Raw genomic sequence first — 16,437 nt, 5'->3', positions numbered from 1 at the left:
ATGGTGGCGCAGAAGGTTCCCGTGACAGCGGATGATCATTGCCAATACTCGGACATCGAGTGGCATAGCTACGTACGGCGGACGGAGTCGCCCGCCGTACGCGAGACAGGCGTCAGCGTGAGAAGAGCTGCAGCGAGCCGGCGATCCTGTGCCCGGCCCAGCGCTTGACCCTGCGCAGCGCCTCCAGCCGGCCGGCGGCCTGGTCGAGCCGGTAGTACAGCAGCGGGGGGATGTGCGGGAGCAGCGGGGAGTGCCGCTGGCCGAGCAGCGCGAACATCTGCGCGGGCTCCAGGCGGACGTAGCGCGGCAGGCTCTCGTAGAACCTGGCGCTGTAGCGGGCCGCGCTCTGCACCGGCAGCAGTGCGGCCTTCCGCTTCCGTTCGTACTCGGCGAGCGCGGGCTCCAGCCCCGCGTGCCTGCCGAGCGCGCCGGCCAGCGCGATGGAGTCCTCGAGCGCGAGCGTCGTGCCCGCGCCGATGGAGTAGTGCGTGGTGTGCGCGGCGTCGCCGACAAGGACGAGGTTGCCGCGGTACCAGGAGCGGTTGGTCACGGTCTGGAAGCGCAGCCACTGGGCGTCGGCCTGCCCGCGTCCGATGAGCCGGTGCCCGTCGAGCAGCTCGCCGAACAGCTTCTCCAGCAGCGCCAGCCCGTCGGCCTCACCGGCACGGTCGAGCCCGAGCCCGGCCCACGTGGCGGTCGAGCACTCGATCACGCAGGTGCTGCGTTCGTCGTTGAAGCGGTAGCCGTAGCACCAGATCCAGCCGTGCTCCGTCTCGACGAAGGCGAAGGTGAAGGCGTCGAAGACCTTGGTGGTGCCGAGCCAGATGTAGGTGTTGCGCCCGGTGGCGACCTCGGTGCCGAAGTCGTCCTCGTGGTGCCTGCGCAGCAGGCTGTTCACACCGTCGGCGACCACGACCAGGTCGGCGCCGGCGACCTCGCCGGCGATCTCGTGCTCGAACTCCACCCGCACGCCCAGCCCTGCCGCCCGGTCCGCGAGGATGCCGAGCAGTCGGCGGCGGCCGATGCCGAAGCCTTCGTCCCCGCGGTGCCTGGTGCTGCGGCCGCCGACGTGGGCGACCCCGTCGCGCCAGCGCACCGAGGCCTCGCCGATGGCGCGGGCCGACTCGGGGTCGCTCTCGCGGAGCTTGTCGAGCAGCCCGCCCCAGTACGTCACGCCCCAGCCGTACGTCGACCCCGCCGGGTTCCGCTCATAGACGGTGATGTCGTGAGAGGGGTCCCGCAGCTTCATCAGGATCGAGAAGTACAGGCTGGCGGGCCCGCCGCCGACGCAGGTGACCTTCACATGAGCTCCCGGACGTTCGTACGCGCTATCGCACAGAGTAGCCATCCGCGTACGCCCCGGCATCGCATGCCGCGCCGTCCGCGCCCACGGCCCGTCGTTGAACAAGCCCGGCGCCAAAAGCCGAAGGATCGCTGACGGGCGGTGTCAGCGTCTGGCGGTAGCGTCCGGCGGCATGATTCTGGAAATCCGCACATACCGCTTGAAGCCCGGCACGCGTGACGAGTTCGTCCGGGTGATGCGCGAGGAGGCCGTGCCCCTGCTCGCCAAGTTCGGCCTGAGCGTGGTCGACTGCGGGCCCTCGCTGGTGGACGAGGACGGGCACGAGGAGGCCTACCTGATCCGCTCGTTCGCCACGCTCGAGCAGCGCGACGAGCAGGAGGAGGCCTTCTACTCCAGCCGCGAGTGGCACGAGGGCCCGCGCGAGGGGATCCTGTCGCGCATCGAGACCTACCACACGATCGTCCTCGAGCAAACGGCCCTGGCGCCGCTCGTGTGCTAACTTGGCCATGTGACTAACTTAGTCGATCGACCAAGTTCTCCGCGCGGGGATCGGCGGCGCGAGCAACTCGTCGAGGCGGGCGTCGACCTGCTCTGCGAGAACGGCTGGCCCGCGGTCACCACCCGCGCGGTGGCCGAGCGCGCCGGGACCAACCCCGGTCTGATCCACTACCACTTCGGCGGCCTCCCCGGCCTGCACGCGGCGATCGCCGGGCGGGCAGGGGACCTGGTGATCGGGCCGGTGGTGTCCACGTTCGCGGACGCGCTCGACCAGGGAGTGGCGGTGGCCACGATGCGCGCCCTGCTTCCGCACACCACCGACGACGAGCGCGCGATGCGACTGGCCGTCGAGCTCATCGCCGGCGCCACCCGTGACCCGGCGCTGGGTGAGGTGCTCAAGGACCAGCTCAGGCAGGTCCGCACCGAGTTCGCCCAGCGCCTGCGCCGGCTGCACCCCACCTGGCCGGCCAGGCGTCCGGACGGGGTGGCGACGCTGGTCACCGCCCTGATCGACGGGCTGGTGCTGCACTACATGGTCGACCCCGCGCTGCCGCTCGACGACGCCTTCGCCGTACTGCGCGACCTGCTGGAGGAGTCATGAGGATCCTCATCAGCGGCGGCGGCGTCGGGGGGCTGACCCTGGCCTACTGGCTGCGGCGGCGCGGCATGGAGCCGGTCGTGCTCGAGCGTTCCCCGAACGGGCGCGTGGGCGGCTACGGCATCGACTTCTTCGGCAGCGGGTACGACGTCGCCACCCGGATGGGCATCATCGACCGCCTCGCGGCCCGGCCGCTGCCCGTGGACTCGGTCGACTTCCTCGACGCCGCCGGCCGGCCCACCGCCCGGCTGTCGCCCGCGCTCCTGGACCGGATCATGCGCGGCCCGCACCTCGCGCTCATGCACACCACGCTGGAGGAGGCGCTGCTCGACGCCGTCCGCGACGACGTCGAGATCCGCTTCGGCCGGTCCATCTCAGAGGTACGGCAGAGCGCCACCGCCGTGGACGTCACCTTCGACGACGGCGACCACGAGCGCTTCGACCTGCTGGTGGGCGCCGACGGCATCCACTCCAGGACCAGGGACCTGGTCTTCGGCGCCGAGCCCGCCTACGCCCGCTACCTGGGGGTCCACCTGGCCTCCTACCCGGTCAAGGACCGCTACGGCTGGGGCAGGGTGAGGGCCCACTACACCGAGCCGGGACGCCAGGCCGTGGTCTACCCGACCGGGGAGCCGGGCCAGCTGGTCGCCCTGCTGCTGTTCACCACGGAGGACACCAGGCCGGTGCCGAGGGAGCGGCGGCCGGCGGTGCTGCGCGACCGCTTCGACGGCATGGGCTGGATCACGCCCTCCCTGCTCGAGGAGGCGCCCGAGTCCTTCTTCATGGACGTGATGGCGCAGATCGTCATGCCGGCCTGGCACAGGGGCCGGGTCGCGCTGGTCGGCGACGCGTGCGGCTGCATGACGATGGTGTCGGCGCAGGGCGTGTCGATGGCGATGGCCGGCGCCTACGCGCTGGCCGAGGAGCTGTCTCGCGACGGCGGCCACGAGCGCGCCTTCCCTGCTTATCAGGCGCGGATGCTGCCCGAGGTGGCCAGGCGGCAGCGCAACGCCCTGGTCTTCGCCCGCTCGCTGGTACCCGGGACCTCGGCGGGCGTCCTCGCGCAGCGGCTGCTCAGCAAGGTCATCATGCGCAACGCGTTCGCGGCGGTGCTGCGCCGCCAGTTCGGCGTCGACAGCGTCCTGCCCGCGGAGAAGGAGTAGACATGGAGATCGTCAAGAAGCCGGATCCGCCCGCCGGGTTTCAGCGGCTGCTGTGGCGGCTGCCCATCCGGCTGTTCCGGCTGGGGCTCGGGCCGCTGCTCAGCCGGCGCCTCATGCTGCTGAACCACGTCGGCCGCGTGTCAGGGCGGCCCCGCCAGGTCGTCATCGAAGTCGTCGAGCACGGCCCTGACGGATACGTGGCACCCTCCGGGTTCGGCCCGGGCTCCGACTGGTACAAGAACATCAAGAAGACCCCGGACGTCGTCATCCAGGTCGGCGGCCGGGTGATGGGGGCGACCGCCTTGCCGCTGTCTCCCGACGAGGGTGCCGACCTCATGGCCAGGTACGCGCCGCGGCACCCGGTGCTGGCCCGCCAGCTGTGCAAGATCATGGGCTTCGCGGTGGACGGCAGCACGGCCGACTACCGGGAGGTCGGGCGGCACATCCCGTTCGTCAGGTTCACCCCGAAGGGATGAGCCCGGCGGCCTCCGCCCGGACGCCGCCGAGCAGGGCCGCCACCGCGGGGTCGGCGACGATCGCGGCGCCGGTCACGGGATCGGAGGCCACGAGGAAGGCCAGGTGGCGGATGGCGTGCGCGGCCACGTGCGCCGCGGTCAGCTCGACGGGCCGTGGATCGTCGGGTGCGGCGCCGAAGGCCACCTCGAGCTCGTCCAGCTCGTCGGCGCGCGCGTCCGGATCGGGGTCCGGGTAGGCGGCGTACGTCAGCACGATCCCCTCGTCCGGCTCGTGCCGCCAGCTGGTGGAGTGCAGCAGCAGCGGCTCGCCCGCCAGGCTCCGCGCCAGCTCGCTCGGGTCACCCTCCCGGTCGAGCGGCGCGGCCTGGCGGCGGAAGCTCCAGCCCTCGGGTGCGGCGCGCAGCAGGATCAGCTCGACGATCACTTCCCGCACGGCCCACCCTCACCCAGTAGTTGCGACTCAATTGCAACTACCTTAGCCTCACGACAGGTTGCTGACGGGCGGAAGCCCACGGTCGGCGAAGACCTGCTTGGCGACCAGCGTGGCGTTGATCGAGCGGGGCATGCCCGCGTAGACCGCCGTGTGCAGCAGCGCCTCGGCGATCTCCGTGGCGCTCAGCCCGACGTTCAACGCGGCGTTGATGTGCACGTTCAGCTCGATCTCACAGCCGCCGAGCGCCGTCAGCACACCCAGCGTGACCAACTGCCTGTCGCGGGGCGACAGCTCGGGACGGGCGTACATGGTGCCGAAGGCCCAGGCGACCACCTGGTGGCCGAGCTCAGGGGAGACGTCGGCGAGCGACTCGACGACCCGCTGCCCCGCTTCGCCGTCCACGCTGTTCAGCACCTTCAGCCCGGCCTCGTAGCGCTCCTCGCGGTTCATGACATGTCCTCCTCTAGTGGTTGATGTCCCAATCGTTGCGCGATTCGCCGCCATGCCTGCTCATCAGGCATGCTTTGGCATACGAACCATGCCCGGGAGGTATGCGTGGATCTGCGGTTGCTCGGCTACGTGGTCGCCATCGCCGAGGAGGGCAGCATCAGCGGCGCCGCGCGCCGGCTGCACCTCACGCAGCCGACGCTCAGCCGCCAGCTGCGCGAGCTGGAGCGCCGGCTGGGCACCGCGCTCTTCGAGCGCCAGGGCCGCGGCATCACTCCCACCGCCGCCGGACGCGCCCTGGTGGCGCGCGCGACGACCGTGCTCGCCGAGGCGCGCGCGGCACTGGAGGACGTACGGCTGGCCGGCGAGGGCTTGGCGGGCCGCGTGACGGTGACGTTCGCCGGATCCGGGATCAACGGCCCGCTGGGCGGCGCCCTGGGCCGGCTGCGGCGCGAGCTGCCCAGGGTCGAGCTGCGCCTGGAGGAGAGCTTCAACGACGCCGAGATGTCCAGCGGTGTGCTCGACGGCCGCTACGACATCGCCGTCCAGCGTCTGCCCTCCCGCGACGCCCGGCTGGCCACGCGCGCCTGGTGGCACGAGCCGCTCAGCCTGTTCATGCCCGCCGGGCACCCGCTGGCGCACGCGCCCGGCCCGGCTCCGCTGACCGCGCTCGGGCAGATCCCGCTGGTCGTCTGGCCGCGCGAGGTGTCACCGCACTCCCACGACGAGATCATCGCGCTGTGCGACCAGGCCGGCGTGGTCCCCCAGATCGGCGCACACGGCCGCAGCGTCCAGACGGTGCTCGCCCTGGTCGCCGCCGGGTTCGGCGCCGCGGTCATGCCGGACTCGCATCGCGCGCTGCGCCGCGTCGGCGTCAGGGCCCGGCCACTGGCCGGCACCTCCACCACGCTCTACCTGGTCTGGCGCGCGGACGACCGCAACCCGCTGCTCGAGCGCTTCCGCACCGTCCTCGCCTCGCTCGCAAGCACGCCGGGCGCCGGGCGAGAAGAGGCGGAGTGAATCCCGACGCGGCAACCCGCCTCTCTAGGCCGTCATCCTGCGCAACCACGGCCTGCTGACCGTGGGCGACTCCGTCGACGCGGCCGCCTGGTGGTTCATCACGATGGAGCGTTCGTGCCAGGCGCAGCTGCTGGCCAAGGCCGCGGGCCCGACCGTGTCGATCGATCACGACCAGGCCATGCTCACCCACGGCCAGATCGGCAGCGACCTGGCCGGCTGGATCAACTTCCAGCCCCTCTACGACCAGATCGTCCGCACCGACACCGACCTGTTCGACTGACTGCTACTCGGGCGACACGACCTCGTAGAGGTTGCCGGCCGCGTCGGTGAAGAACAGGCCACGCGGGCACAGGGGATTGTCGACGGTCATGCCTGCTCTTCCGCCTTCAGCGCGCCGTACAGGAAGATCTCGATGAGGTCCGCGCCCTCGGCCAGGCCGTTGACCCGGCCGCGGGTGAACGTCAGCGCCAGGAACACCCCGGCGATCTGCCCAGCGGGAAGCCGCAGCCGGTCCTGGTCGGGCTCGAAGAGCTCGGCGACAGCGTCCTTGATCACCTCGATCGAGGCTATCCGCCCCCGCTCCATCTCCTGCTCGTTCTGTACGGTGGCCTCCCGCGCCGGCCGCCGGTGCCCGGAGCCGTACAGCGCCCCGGCGATCGTGCCCATCCGCGTCAGGTGCGCGCTGAGCGCGTCAGCGGCCTCGCTCAGCCGGTCGGGCAGCGGCTGATCCAGCGAGATCGACGCGATCTGCTTGACGGCGTTGTCGGGTCGCATGGCCTCGTGCATGCAGGCGTCCAGAACCTCCTCCTTGTCGGCGAACACGCGGAAGATCGTCGCCTCGCCGATGCCGGCCGCCCTGGCGATCTGGCTGGTGGTCACGGCGGTACCGTACTCGGCGACCAGCGGCAGCGCCGCCGCGACGATCATCGCCCTGCGTTCCTCGGGACTCATCCCCGGCGCCCTGCGCCGCTTCTCTGTCATGCCACCGATGCTACGGAGTGAGTGCTCACTCCGTCAAGAGAGAAGTGAGCCCTCACTCCGTTGTGGCGATCGCGGCCTTATCCGGCGGCCGCGATGGCGTAGTGGCCGGCGTCGTTGGGGTGCAGGCCGTCCATAAACAGGTAGCCGGGCCTGGACGTGCCGGGGGCGGCGGGATCGGCCATGGCGCGGTCGGCGTCGAGCACGGCATCGTAAGCGCCGCCCGTCCTGATCCACTGGTTGACCGCGGTCCGCGCCGCCTCCACCTCCTTGGTCCAGAACGGGAACAGCGATCCCCGCAGCGGCAGGATGGTGACCCCCGTCACCCGCACGCCGCGGGCGTGGGCCGCGTCGATCAGCGCCCGGTATCCGGCGATGAGCTGATCGACGCTCACCTTGCGGTTCGGCTTCGCGCACGCGCCGCCGACCTGCGGGTATCCCAGGTCGTTCGCGCCGAGGTGGATGATCACGCGCGTGACGCCAGGCCGGTCGAGCACGTCGCGGCGGAAGCGGTCGACGGCCTTGTCGCCGTAGCAGGACGAGGCGTTGAGCAGGCGGCTCCCCGCGATCCCCGCGTTCACCACGGGGAGGCCGAGCCGCTCCGCCAGCTGGTCGACGAACCTGACGTCGGCGCCCGCCGTCGACCCCACCCCGTCGATCAGCGAGTCGCCGAAGGCGACCACGGCGCCGCCGGGGTTGTCGACCTCGACGCCGGTCAGGTAGTACCAGGACTGCGTCGCCTCGCCGAACGCCTTGACCGCCACGTCGTCCAGATGGTCGCCGTGGGCCCGGTAGGACGTGGCGGTGGTGAACCGGTGGAACGTGGCGGGCCCCGTGGCCGCCGGCACTCGGATGGAGACGGCCAGCCGTTCCATCGGCGAGACGTTCAGCGCCACGGGGTCGCTGACCAGCTCCTTGCCCGGCGGGATGCTCGCCGCCTGCTTCCCCGCGAAAGTGACGGGCCGGCTGCTGCCCGGCCACACCAGGGCGCCTCCGGCCGACCGGGCGACCCGGGCACCGGCGATCGCCAGCGGCTTGGTGCCGTAGACGTTCGACAGCCGGATGCGCACCCTCGATCCGGCCGCGGTCACCCTGACCACCTGCCGCACCGTGTGATCATCGAATCCCTTGACCGACCAGTTCGGCCCGTTGTCCTCGGTGCCCGGGGTCGGCCGCTGCATCGCCGCGCCCCAGGCCGCCACCCAGTGCGCCCCGTCCGCGTCCGCCGTCGCCGCCGGTACGGTCACCGTCATCGAGGCCACGGCCACACCTGCCGCCACGACCCATCTCCGCAATCTCATCTCACGCCCATCCCTCATCGTCTTGACGATCACAGGAGTGTTCCAACGCGCGCGAGATCCGGAATCGACCATTCGGCCGGTCTGTGGCGCCACCCCATCGACCGGAGGAATGAAAGCGGCCCGCCAGACCACCCGGGGAACTTGCTGCGCGCCCTCGAGGGCGATCCCGAGCATTCCTACCAAGAAATCCGAATAGGGTCGCGGGCTGGAGAATCGCGGCCCGGAGGAGGTTTGATGGGAGGGGGCATCATGTCTGGTTCGATCGTCGTAGGAGCCGATGGTTCGCAGGCCGCACGGTCCGCGGTGGAGTGGGCGGTCGACGACGCCTACCGGATGCACGCCCCGGTGCGGATCGTGCACGCCCTGGACCGCTGGCCGTACCGGATCGTGAGTTTTCACTCCACCGGTGAGCCTGACCCGCTGACCCGCAGCGCGGAGCGGATCCTGGCCGAGGCGGCCCATCTCGCCCGTGAACGCCGGCCGGGCGTCGAGGTCACCACCGAGATCGTCGACGGCCATCCCGCCGCGGTCCTGTGCGAGCAGGCCAAGGACGCCGTCGAGATCGTGATCGGCAACCGGGGCCTGGGCGGGTTCGCGGGAGCGCTGCTCGGCCCGGTGAGCCACCATGTCGCGGGGCAGGCGCACTGCCCTGTGGTGGTCGTGCGTGAGGGCCCGCGGGAGCCGTACGACGAGGTGGTGGTCGGCGTGGACGAGTCGAAGGAATGCGAGCCTGCCCTCGCCTACGCCTTCGCCCAGGCCGACCTCCGGGGCGTCATGCTCAGGGCGGTGCACGCCTGGCATCTGCCGCAGCTCGCCTACGCGGACTTCGTCTTCGACGTGGACGAGGTGCGGACCACCCACCACAGGATCCTGGCCGGCAGGCTCGTCGCGTTCGAACCGCGATACCCCGACGTGACGGTGGTGGAGTACGCGCCACGCGCGCATCCCGTCGAGATCCTCGTCGAGGCGTCCGACACGGCCGATCTGGTGGTGGTCGGCTCGCACGGCAGGGGTGCCCTCGCCGCCGCCCTCCTCGGCTCGGTCAGCCGGGGCGTCCTCCACCACGCCCGGTGCGCCGTCGCGGTGGTCCGCTCGTAGGAGGCGATCAGGACGCTGGTGGAGATCGTCCGGCAGGCAGGGGTGACCGACCCCCGCCTGCTGGACGCCGTCCGCGCCACGCCGCGCGAGCGGTTCGTGCCGCCGGAGTTCGCCGCGCGCGCCGAACTGGACGCGCCGATCCCGATCGGGCACGACCAGCCGACCTCGCAGCCGTCCCTGGTCGCCCGGATGATCGACGCGCTCCGGTTGTCGGACACGGACGAGGTCCTGGAGATCGGCACCGGCTGCGGTTACATGACGGCCCTGCTCGCGCGCCTGGCTCGCCGGGTCTACTCCGTCGAGCGCCATGCCGATCTGGCGGAGCTCGCCATGGCCAACCTGGCGTCGTCGGGCCTGACCGATGTCGAGATCGTGGTGGGCGACGGCAGCCTCGGCCTGCCGGCGCACGCGCCGTTCGACGCCATCATCGTGTCCGCCACGGCGTCCGAGGTGCCCGCCCCGCTGGTGGAACAGCTGAAAGACGGCGGCCGGCTGGTCATGCCGATCCACGAGCGTGCGGCCGACATGGTCACCCTGTTCGCCAAGCGCCACGGCCGCCTCCAGGAGCAGCGGCTGTTGCTGCCGGCCTGCTTCGTCCCCCTGGTCCGGTCGCCGCCGGACCCGTACTCTAACGGCGGCCGAACAGGGCCATGCGGCTGATCATGGCGTCCGCGGCGAGGTGGTAGCAGACCGTCACGCAGCCCAGCACCTCCGTGGGCGTCGCGAAGGTGCCGGCGAGCGTCTTGTCGGCGATCCTGCGCACGCCCGGGATCTGCGCGCCCAGCTCGGCCGCGGGCGTGCTCGGCATGTCGATCTCGAGTTCGAGCACGTCGGGCATCGGGAGCGGCGCCAGTTCCCCGGCTCCCCGCACGGTCTCCGCCGCCGCCTCCCTGATCAGCCGCCTGGCCTCGGTGGGGGAGAGGCTGTCGGCGGCGGTGTGGCCGTGCGCGACCTTGACGGCGACCGTACGCACGCCCGGGAAGGCCTTCTCCGCGACACCGCAGATGACGTCGTCGCCGGTGAGCAACCCGATCGGGACGCCCACCGCGGCGGCCTGCAGCGCGTTGACCTCGGCCTCCGACACCGGCCTGCCGTTGAGGCGTACCTCGTAGAAGTGCGAGGAGAAGGTGTGGGAGAGCACGCCGGGCGAGCCGGCGGCGGCGTGGTAGCCGAGGAACATGGCCACGTCGTGTTCGGCCGAGACGCCCTCGGCCATGCAGTCCAGCTTGGGAGAGCCGAAGATCAGCCGGGCACGCGGATCGAGCTCCTCGTGCAGCAGGTTGTCCATGGTGCCGTGGCTGTCGTTGATCAGGACGCTGTCGGCGCCGGCCGCGAACGCGCCCTCGATGGCGGCGTTGGCCTCGGCCGTCATCAGCCGCTGCGATCGCGGATACCCGTGACCGCCCCGGACGACCTGGTCCATGGTGGCGATGCCCCCCACGCCCTCCATGTCGATGGAGATGTAGACCCGCACCGGTTACTCCTTTCCGTGGACGTCCGTCACAGGGTGTCACCTGCTGCCCCCGAGGGCTTTGTCGCCGCGGCCGAAGCTGAGCGCCCACCTTGGGCGCCCAGCACAGCGGCGCGACTGCTCAAGGCCGAAGGGGAGGCGCGCTGGAGGCGATGATCGCGTCGCCGCCGTCCGGGCTGCGGCCCAGCAGCAGCGCCCCCAGCCACAGAACGGCCATCCCCACGGCGACCAGCGCGGAGTCACGTCCCAAGCCGAGCGTCGCCACGGCCAGCACCACCACGCCCGTGGCCACCAGGGCCGCGCTCAGCGACGTGACCCGCCGCAGCGCCGCCATGATCCCGGCCAGCACCAGCAGTGCGGCGAAGAACAGCTGCGCGCCGATCCCGTAGACGATCGGCTCCACCCCCGGATAGGCCTTGACCTGGTCGAACAGCGCCTTCATCCCCGCCCCGTCAGCCCTGGTGAGCCCGGCGACGAGGTCGACGGCGAGTTGGGCGACGTTCGCGGCGACGCTGAACAGCGCCACCCCCGCCGCCGCCGCGACGGCCACCCGCTGCCCCCTCGTACGCGGCGCCGCCAGCCGCCACAGCCGCACGATCATCACGCCGAACATCAGGAAGCCGAACAGCCACACTGCGTGCGCGGCCGTCCACCAGGCGCCCGGCACGGCGTCACCGTCGATGGGGCGCATCAGGACCCAGCCGCCGAACAGCGCGGCGGGCCCGGCGGTAAAGGATGCGGGAGAGGCGGTCATGCCCCCACCCTGCCCGCCCGGAACCGCCCGAGCCCATCGGTGATCACCCCTGAGCCGTCCCTGAGAATCGCCGCTCCCGCCTAAGGGCAGCCCTCATCCACAATCTCGCGCGATCACAGAAGTAGGGACTTTGGGCCCAGGCATAGGTGACGTTCGCTGGTGCTGCCGGGCATCGGCCACGACGGACAGTGAGGTCATGGATGTCGTTGACGCTTACTGGCGCGCCGCCAACTACCTGTCGGTCGGGCAGATCTACCTGCGCGACAACCCGCTGCTGACTGAGCCGCTCGAGCCGGAGCACATCAAGCCGCGCCTGCTCGGTCACTGGGGGACCACGCCCGGGCTGAACTTCTGCTTCGCACACCTGAACAGGATCATCGCCGAGCGCGACCAGGACCTGATCTACATCGCCGGCCCCGGGCACGGCGGCCCGGCGGCCGTGGCGCACGCCTGGCTGGAGGGCACCTATAGCGCGATTTATCCGGACGTTTCGCAGGACGCCGAGGGGATGCGGCGGCTGTTCGCCCAGTTCTCCGCCCCCGGCGGCATCCCCAGCCACGTCGCGCCGCAGACCCCCGGCTCCATCCACGAGGGCGGCGAGCTCGGCTACTCGCTGGCGCACGCGTACGGCGCGGCCTTCGACAACCCGGACCTGGTGGTGGCCTGCATCGTCGGCGACGGCGAGGCCGAGACAGGCCCGCTGGCGGCCAGCTGGCACGCCAACAAGTTCCTCGACCCGCTCCGCGACGGCGTCGTGCTGCCGATCCTGCACCTGAACGGCTACAAGATCGCCAACCCGACCGTGCTGGCGCGCATCCCCTTCCCCGACCTGGTCAAGCTCATGGAGGGGTACGGCTACCGCCCCCTGGAGGTGGGCCCGTCGCACGAGGAGATGGCCAGGGCGCTGGACGTCGCCTTCGACCAGATCGCCGTCTACCGGGACGGCTACAGCGACAAGCTGCCCATGATCGTGCTGCGCACGCCGAAGGGCTGGACCGGACCCGACTACGTCGACGGGCTGCCGGTCGAGGGCACGTGGCGCGCCCACCAGGTGCCGCTCGCCCAGGTCAGGGAGAACCCTCGCCATCTGGCGCAACTGGAGAGGTGGATGCGTTCCTACCATCCGGAGGAGCTGTTCGACGCCGACGGACGCCCTGCCCAACCGGTGCTGGCCAACGTGCCCCGCAAGCCGATGAGCGCGAGCCCGCACACCAACCCGTACGTCGCGCCGCTGCGGCTGCCCGACTTCCGCGACTACGCGGTCAAGGTCGAGCAGCCGGGCGTCCAGTCGAGCGAGCCGACCCGCGTCCTGGGCACGTTCCTGCGCGACGTGATCGCCGAAAACAGGACCACGTTCCGGCTGATGGGGCCGGACGAGACGGCCTCCAACAGGCTGAACGCGGTCTTCGAGGTGACCGACCGGGCATGGAACGCCGCACGCGAAGAAGGCGACGACCATCTGGCCCGCGGCGGGCGGGTGATGGAGGTCCTGTCGGAGCATCTATGCCAGGGCTGGCTGGAGGGCTACCTGCTGACCGGCCGGCACGGCCTGTTCAACTGCTACGAGGCGTTCATCCACATCGTCGACGCCATGTTCAACCAGCACGCCAAGTGGCTGGAAGCGTCCCGGAAGATCGGTTGGCGCAATCCCGTCGCCTCGCTCAACTACCTGCTGTCCTCGCACGTGTGGCGTCAGGACCACAACGGCTTCAGCCACCAGGACCCCGGGTTCCTCGACGTCGTGGTCAACAAGAAGGCCGAGGTGGTACGGGTCTACCTGCCGCCGGACGCCAACACGCTGCTGTCGGTGACGGACCACTGCCTGCGCTCGCGCGACTACGTCAACGTGGTCGTGGCCGGCAAGCAGCCCGTACTCGACCTGTTCACCATGGACGAGGCCATCGCCCACTGCACCCGCGGGGTCGGCATCCTGCCCTGGGCCTCCACGGACGCCGGCAGCGAACCCGACGTGGTGCTGGCCTGCGCCGGCGACGTGCCCACCCTGGAAACCCTCGCCGCGGCCGCGATCCTGCGCGACCGCCTGCCGTACCTGAAGGTCAGGGTCGTCAACGTGGTCGACCTGATGCGGCTGACCTCCGAGCACCCGCACGGGCTGAGCGACGCCGAGTTCGACGCGCTGTTCACCACGGACAAGCCGATCATCTTCGACTTCCACGGCTACCCGTGGCTGATCCACCGCCTGGCCTACCGCAGGCACGGCCACCCGAACCTGCACGTGCGCGGCTACAAGGAGGAGGGCACCACGACCACGCCCTTCGACATGGCCATGCTCAACGACATCGACCGCTACCACCTGGTCATGGACGTCATCGACCGCGTCCCCGGCCTGGCCACCGCACAGGCGCACCTGCGCCAGGAGATGGCCGAGACCCGGCTGCGCGCCCGCGCCCACACCCGCGAACACGGTGAGGACGCTCCCGACATCCGCGACTGGACCTGGAGCACAGGATGAAGGGACTTTCGGCCCTGCCCGCAGGGCAGAGCCGGTGCTGAGGTGAGGATATGAACACCACTGCTGACCAGGCCATCCACTCCGGGCTTGAGGCGGCGCGCTGGGCGCCGTCGGTGCACAACACCCAGCCTTGGACCTTCGCCGTCACGGGCGAGGAGATCGCCGTCCGCGCGGACACCGATCGCAAGCTGGCCCTCGAGGATCCGGGCGGCAGGGAACTGCTGATCAGCTGCGGGGCGGCCGTGTTCAACCTGCGCACCGCGCTGCGCCAGGCCGGCCGCGAGCCGATCGTGCGCATCCTGCCCGATCCCGACCGCCCCTCGCTGATCGCGACGGTACGGCTCGGCCCGTCCGTCGAGCCGGATGAGCACACCAGGATGCTGGCCGGGCAGATCGAACGGCGGCGCACGCACCGGACAGGCTTCACCGACACGCCCGTACCCGAGCGGCTGGCGGAACAGTGGGAGCGGGAGGCCGCGGCCGAGGGCGCGACCTTCACGCCGGTCGGGGCGCCGGCCGCCGTGCGGGCCCTGGCCGGACTCACCGAGGCGGCCCAGGCCGTCCAGTCGCAGGACCGGCCCTTCACCCTGGAGGTCATCCGGTGGGCGCGCCCACCGGGCAGCGCCCGCGGCGACGGCGTGCCCGCCGACGCCTATCCGAAGCAGTCGGCAGGCGAGTTCGCCCAGCGCGACTACGCCCACCTGCACCCCTGGGGCACCGACCCCGACCCGCGCACGTCCGCCGCCACCGGGGTGGTGGCGCTGCTGACCACCCGACAGGACACCCGCGAGGCCTGGCTGGCGGCCGGTCAGGCGCTGCAGCGGGTGCTGCTGCACGCCTCGGCCCACGGCGTGAGCGCCGCGTTCCACACCCAGACGGTTGAGGAGCCGCACCTGCGCGAGTTCCTCCGGGAGCGGGTGTGCGACGGCGCCTACCCGCAGATGCTCATGCGGCTCGGCATCACCGCCGAGGAGGGCCACGGCGTCCGACGCCCGCTCACCGACCTGACCGACTCGTGATCCTCGTCTTCAACACCGGCTCGTCGTCGGTCAAGTACGAGCTGGTCGACCTGAAGGCGGGCACGCGGCCCGTGCGCGGGCTCGCCGAGCTGGACGGGGCGCTCACCCACCGGGTCGAGGGCCGCCCGCCGTACCTCCGCGAAGGGCCCTTCGCCGACCACGCGGCCGCGTTCAGTGCGGCGCTCGATCTGCTGACAGATGTACGGCCGAGCGCGATCGGGCACCGGGTCGTCCACGGCGGCACCCGTTTCCATGGACCCGTGCTGGTCGACGATGCCGTGATGGCGGCGATCGACGAGCTCGCGCCGCTCGCGCCGCTGCACAACCCGGTCAACCTGGCCGGGATCCGGGCCGCCGCGACGGCCTTTCCCGGGGTGCCGCAGGTGGCGGTGTTCGACACGGCTTTCCACCAGAGCATGCCGCCCGAGGCCTACACCTACGCGGTGCCGCGCGAGGCCGGGGCACGGCGCTTCGGCTTCCACGGCACCTCGTGCTCGTACGCGACCCGGCGCGCCGCCGAGATCCTCGGCCGCCCCGAACCCGATCTGATCGTGCTGCACCTGGGCAACGGCGCCAGCGCCACCGCGATCCGCGCCGGCCGCAGCATCGACACCTCGATGGGCGCCACGCCCACCGAAGGCCTGGTCATGGGCACCCGCAGCGGAGACGTGGACCCCTACCTCGCCGCCGAGCTGGGCGCCGCGGTCCTGACCCGCCGCAGCGGCCTGCTGGGCCTGACCGGCGCGTCCGACATGCGCGAAGTACGGCGGCGCGCCGAGCTCGGCGACCCGGACGCCCTGCTGGCCAGACAGGTGTACTGCTACCGGATCCGCAAGTACGTGGGCGCCTACTACGCGCTGCTCGGCCACGTGGACGCGATCGTCTTCACCGGGGGAGTGGGCGAGCACGACGCCGACATCCGCGCCGCGGCCCTCGGTGGGCTCGAACGCCTGGGCATCCAGCTCGACCCTCACCACAACGCCGCCCACCGCGAGACCATCTCCGACTCCGACGTGCGCGTCCTGATCATCCCTGCCGACGAGGAATGGGAGATCGCCCACCAGGCCGCCACCCTGACGGGCTAGGTCTCTTGTGGCGCTGACCTTCGCCGACCGGGCGCGGCGGGAGACGGACTTCGGGTATGACCGACAGATCGGTGATGCCGAGCGGGCGGCCCGGCTGGGCGGCACGTTCACCGTGGAGTCGCCTGCGCAGGGCGGGACGCGGCTCAGCTGGTCGGTGCCGCTGTGATGCGGTGTCCGGTGACCTGTTCGGCGGCCACCACGATGTAGTGGTCGCGGCTGCCCGGTGCCCATGGCAGCAGGGGAAGCTGGATCAGGCGGGCCATTTCCTCGGGGGTGTGGACGGCGCGGGCGTGTCCCACCGCGGTCACCGACCAGCCGGT

General features: G+C 71.4%; 19 protein-coding genes. 12 read left to right on the top strand and 7 right to left on the bottom strand.

Features of this window, described 5'->3' with window-relative positions; genetic code table 11:
- Positions 1-112: 112 nt before the first annotated feature.
- Positions 113-1,303, bottom strand: a complete 1,191-nt coding sequence (locus ACIBHX_RS07060) for an FAD-dependent monooxygenase (protein WP_397065069.1) — start codon at positions 1,301-1,303, stop codon at positions 113-115.
- 172 nt (positions 1,304-1,475) lie between these two features.
- Between ACIBHX_RS07060 and ACIBHX_RS07055 the strand changes: the two genes are divergently transcribed.
- Genes ACIBHX_RS07055 through ACIBHX_RS07040 form a run of 4 tightly spaced genes read left to right on the top strand, consistent with a single transcriptional unit; the run spans position 1,476 to position 4,038 of the window.
- Positions 1,476-1,802, top strand: coding sequence for an NIPSNAP family protein (locus ACIBHX_RS07055; protein ID WP_397065068.1), 327 nt, complete (start codon positions 1,476-1,478; stop codon positions 1,800-1,802).
- A 9-nt stretch (positions 1,803-1,811) separates the two neighbouring features.
- Entirely contained in the window at positions 1,812-2,402 is a 591-nt protein-coding gene (locus tag ACIBHX_RS07050) for a TetR/AcrR family transcriptional regulator (protein ID WP_397065067.1), read from the top strand.
- Entirely contained in the window at positions 2,399-3,562 is a 1,164-nt protein-coding gene (locus ACIBHX_RS07045; protein WP_397065065.1) for an FAD-dependent monooxygenase, read from the top strand. The genes ACIBHX_RS07050 and ACIBHX_RS07045 overlap by 4 nt, the downstream gene beginning before the upstream one ends.
- A gap of 2 nt (positions 3,563-3,564) precedes the next feature.
- Positions 3,565-4,038, top strand: a complete 474-nt coding sequence (locus tag ACIBHX_RS07040; RefSeq protein WP_397065064.1) for a nitroreductase family deazaflavin-dependent oxidoreductase — start codon at positions 3,565-3,567, stop codon at positions 4,036-4,038.
- Here ACIBHX_RS07040 and ACIBHX_RS07035 read toward each other — a convergent pair.
- Complete coding sequence (locus tag ACIBHX_RS07035) at positions 4,022-4,471, bottom strand: hypothetical protein (RefSeq protein ID WP_397065063.1); 450 nt, start codon at positions 4,469-4,471, stop codon at positions 4,022-4,024. The two genes, ACIBHX_RS07040 and ACIBHX_RS07035, sit on opposite strands and share 17 nt — an antisense overlap.
- 48 nt (positions 4,472-4,519) lie before the next feature.
- The gene (locus ACIBHX_RS07030) at positions 4,520-4,921 is read right to left on the bottom strand and encodes a carboxymuconolactone decarboxylase family protein (RefSeq protein WP_397065062.1); all 402 of its coding nucleotides are present in this window, start codon (positions 4,919-4,921) and stop codon (positions 4,520-4,522) included.
- Positions 4,922-5,026: 105 nt separating this feature from the next.
- Between ACIBHX_RS07030 and ACIBHX_RS07025 the strand changes: the two genes are divergently transcribed.
- A complete protein-coding gene (locus ACIBHX_RS07025) occupies positions 5,027-5,938 on the top strand; it encodes a LysR family transcriptional regulator (protein WP_397065060.1) in 912 nt (303 codons plus the stop codon).
- A gap of 34 nt (positions 5,939-5,972) precedes the next feature.
- On the top strand, positions 5,973-6,218 hold the full coding sequence (locus tag ACIBHX_RS07020) for a class II aldolase/adducin family protein (protein ID WP_397066044.1): 246 nt from the start codon (positions 5,973-5,975) through the stop codon (positions 6,216-6,218).
- An 86-nt stretch (positions 6,219-6,304) separates the two neighbouring features.
- On the opposite strand, the gene ACIBHX_RS07015 is transcribed toward ACIBHX_RS07020, so the two are convergent.
- On the bottom strand, positions 6,305-6,919 hold the full coding sequence (locus ACIBHX_RS07015) for a TetR/AcrR family transcriptional regulator (RefSeq protein ID WP_397065058.1): 615 nt from the start codon (positions 6,917-6,919) through the stop codon (positions 6,305-6,307).
- A gap of 77 nt (positions 6,920-6,996) precedes the next feature.
- Positions 6,997-8,217: an SGNH/GDSL hydrolase family protein gene (locus ACIBHX_RS07010; protein ID WP_397065056.1), complete on the bottom strand. Its 1,221-nt coding sequence runs from the start codon at positions 8,215-8,217 to the stop codon at positions 6,997-6,999.
- Positions 8,218-8,466: 249 nt separating this feature from the next.
- On the opposite strand from ACIBHX_RS07010, the gene ACIBHX_RS07005 reads away from it, so the two are divergent.
- Positions 8,467-9,315 carry a universal stress protein gene (locus ACIBHX_RS07005; RefSeq protein WP_397065054.1) on the top strand — a complete coding sequence of 283 codons (849 nt, stop codon included), beginning with the start codon at positions 8,467-8,469 and terminating at the stop codon, positions 9,313-9,315.
- 6 nt (positions 9,316-9,321) lie between these two features.
- Positions 9,322-9,975: a protein-L-isoaspartate(D-aspartate) O-methyltransferase gene (locus ACIBHX_RS07000; protein ID WP_397066042.1), complete on the top strand. Its 654-nt coding sequence runs from the start codon at positions 9,322-9,324 to the stop codon at positions 9,973-9,975.
- Here the strand turns inward: ACIBHX_RS07000 and ACIBHX_RS06995 are convergent.
- Entirely contained in the window at positions 9,944-10,789 is an 846-nt protein-coding gene (locus tag ACIBHX_RS06995) for a M55 family metallopeptidase (RefSeq protein ID WP_397065053.1), read from the bottom strand. The genes ACIBHX_RS07000 and ACIBHX_RS06995 overlap by 32 nt on opposite strands.
- A 118-nt stretch (positions 10,790-10,907) precedes the next feature.
- A complete protein-coding gene (locus ACIBHX_RS06990; protein ID WP_397065051.1) occupies positions 10,908-11,540 on the bottom strand; it encodes a hypothetical protein in 633 nt (210 codons plus the stop codon).
- A gap of 196 nt (positions 11,541-11,736) precedes the next feature.
- Between ACIBHX_RS06990 and ACIBHX_RS06985 the strand changes: the two genes are divergently transcribed.
- Genes ACIBHX_RS06985 through ACIBHX_RS06970 form a run of 4 tightly spaced genes read left to right on the top strand, consistent with a single transcriptional unit; the run spans position 11,737 to position 16,283 of the window.
- A complete protein-coding gene (locus tag ACIBHX_RS06985; protein WP_397065050.1) occupies positions 11,737-14,013 on the top strand; it encodes a phosphoketolase in 2,277 nt (758 codons plus the stop codon).
- A 50-nt stretch (positions 14,014-14,063) separates the two neighbouring features.
- Positions 14,064-15,032 carry an Acg family FMN-binding oxidoreductase gene (locus ACIBHX_RS06980; protein ID WP_397065048.1) on the top strand — a complete coding sequence of 323 codons (969 nt, stop codon included), beginning with the start codon at positions 14,064-14,066 and terminating at the stop codon, positions 15,030-15,032.
- Positions 15,029-16,117 carry an acetate/propionate family kinase gene (locus ACIBHX_RS06975; RefSeq protein ID WP_397065046.1) on the top strand — a complete coding sequence of 363 codons (1,089 nt, stop codon included), beginning with the start codon at positions 15,029-15,031 and terminating at the stop codon, positions 16,115-16,117. The genes ACIBHX_RS06980 and ACIBHX_RS06975 overlap by 4 nt, the downstream gene beginning before the upstream one ends.
- 7 nt (positions 16,118-16,124) lie before the next feature.
- Entirely contained in the window at positions 16,125-16,283 is a 159-nt protein-coding gene (locus tag ACIBHX_RS06970; protein WP_397065045.1) for a hypothetical protein, read from the top strand.
- Positions 16,284-16,437: the final 154 nt, after the last annotated feature.

Source organism: Nonomuraea sp. NPDC050536, from assembly GCF_044457685.1.
Lineage (GTDB): Bacteria > Actinomycetota > Actinomycetes > Streptosporangiales > Streptosporangiaceae > Nonomuraea.
This window is presented reverse-complemented; position numbering and strand designations above follow the sequence as displayed.